Here is a 2,131-nt window from a genome sequence, read left to right as displayed (position 1 = left end):
GCCCAGGGGCAGATCTCCAGGCGTTCCACGCCGAACAGGTCCATCGCACCCTCCGCGACCAGGGCCCCGGCCACCAGCTGGCCCGCGCGGCCCTCGGAGACGCCGGGGAGTTCGGCGCGCTCCGCGACCGTCATCGCGGCGAGCCTCGGCACCCAGGCCTCCAGGGACTCCCGTTTCAGCTCGCGCTGCACGTACAGGCCCTCCGTGGAGCGGGCGGCGCCCGCGAGCCGGGCGAGCTGCTTGAACGTCTTGGACGTGGCCACCACGTGGTCGGGGGCGCCCCCCAGTCGGCTGAAGTCCCCCACGGTGCGCGCTATACCGGTGCGCACATGGCGGCGCAGCGCGCGGACGTCGTCCGCCTCGGGCGGGTCGGTGGGAAGCCAGTCGGCGGTCAGGCGGCCCGCGCCGAACGGCAGCGACACCGCCGCGTCGGGTTCCTCGTCCAGACCGTAGGCGATCTCCAGGGAGCCCCCGCCGATGTCGATGACGAGCAGTTTCCCGGCCGACCAGCCGTACCAGCGGCGGGCGGCGAGGAAGGTGAGCCGGGCCTCCTCCTCGCCGCTGAGCACCTGGAGCTCGGCGCCGGTCTCCTCGCGCACGCGCGCGAGCACCTCGTCCGCGTTGACCGCCTCGCGCACCGCGGAGGTGGCGAACGGCAGCAGTTCCTCGACGCCTTTGTCCTCGGCCGCCTGGAGCGCCTCGTGGACGACCGCGATCAGCCTGTCCACCCCGTCGTCGCCGATGGCTCCGCTGTCGTCGAGGAGCTGGGCGAGGCGCAGTTCGACCTTGCGCGAGTGCGCGGGCAGCGGGCGCGCGCCGGGGTGGGCGTCCACGACCAGCAAGTGCACCGTGTTCGAACCCACATCGAGGACACCGAGTCTCATGTACGGAACGTTACTGCCCGCAGCGCGCGGTGTTGCCCCTTCTGCGGTGGTCGAGCCGGTCCCGGACCCGGGTGCGGGCGACTTACCCTGGACGGGTGCCAAAGACGAAAAAGGCGAAGGACGAAAAGCCGGACAGGAAGGCCAAGAGGGACAAGAAGGCCGGACCGGCCGGTGCTCCTTCGCGGGTGACAGCACCGCAGACTGCGGGGAAGGCGCCGGTGAGCGACGAGAAGGGCCTCGACTTCGCCCGCGCGTGGGTCGAGTTTCCTGATCCGGCGGACGACGAGCAGGTCTTCCGCTGTGATCTGACATGGCTGACCTCTCGCTGGAACTGCATCTTCGGCAGCGGCTGCCAGGGCATCCAGGCGGGCCGCGCGGAGGACGGGTGCTGCACCCTGGGTGCCCACTTCTCCGACGAGGACGACGAGAAGCGGGTCGCCGGGCATGTGGCGAGGCTCACACCGGACATCTGGCAGCACCACGCGGAGGGCACGCGTAACGGCTGGGTCTCCGAGGACGAGGACGGTGACCGTCAGACCCGCCCGTTCCAGGGCTCGTGCATCTTCCAGAACCGGCCGGGGTTCGCGGGCGGCATGGGCTGCTCGCTGCACATCCTCGCCCTCAGGGAGGGCCGCGAGCCGCTGGAGACCAAGCCGGACGTGTGCTGGCAGCTGCCGGTCCGGCGGACCTACGACTGGATCGACCGGCCCGACGACACACGGGTGCTGCAGGTGTCGATCGGTGAGTACGACCGTCGCGGCTGGGGCCCGGGCGGTCACGACCTCCACTGGTGGTGCACCTCGGCCACCTCGGCGCACGGCGCCGGGGACCCGGTGTACGTCTCGTACCGCGCGGAGTTGACCGAGTTGATGGGCAAGGCCGGCTACGACCGCCTGGTCGAGCTGTGCGAGGAGCGGCTGGCCTCGCAGCTGCCCCTGCTCGCACCGCACCCGGCCGACCCGGCCGACCCGGCCGACCCGGCCTGACAGAGCCGGCTGCCACCGGGCGTCGGACCGAGGGCGCGGGACGGCCCCGCGTCGCCTCAGGAACCGGGGTCACGGCTCTGGTCTGCGGACTCGGAGCACTGCTCCCGGCCCGGCCTGGGACGGCTTCCCCGACCGGGCGACTCCGCCCGCGGGTCGGGAGTCACGACCTCGGTCACGGAGCAGCCCGGCTCGGGGCGTCGCTCTCGGCCGGTGACGGGCTTCCCGGGTCGGCCGGCGACGGGGCACCCGCCGACGGAGCGG

The 2,131-nt window shown here is 72.7% G+C and carries 2 protein-coding genes; one reads left to right on the top strand and one right to left on the bottom strand.

From position 1 onward, the window contains the following. The coding region (locus B9S61_RS12200) for a Ppx/GppA phosphatase family protein (RefSeq protein WP_103542270.1) at positions 1-884 on the bottom strand (884 nt) is incomplete at its 3' end. 95 nt (positions 885-979) lie between these two features. On the opposite strand from B9S61_RS12200, the gene B9S61_RS12195 reads away from it, so the two are divergent. Then, the gene (locus tag B9S61_RS12195) at positions 980-1,870 is read left to right on the top strand and encodes a hypothetical protein (RefSeq protein ID WP_103542269.1); all 891 of its coding nucleotides are present in this window, start codon (positions 980-982) and stop codon (positions 1,868-1,870) included. Positions 1,871-2,131 lie beyond the last annotated feature (261 nt).

The sequence above is a fragment of the Streptomyces sp. SM1 genome, from assembly GCF_002910825.1.
GTDB classification, from domain to species: domain Bacteria; phylum Actinomycetota; class Actinomycetes; order Streptomycetales; family Streptomycetaceae; genus Streptomyces; species Streptomyces okerensis.
The sequence above is the reverse complement of the archived record's forward strand: the minus strand, read 5'-3'. Positions and strand labels throughout refer to the sequence as shown.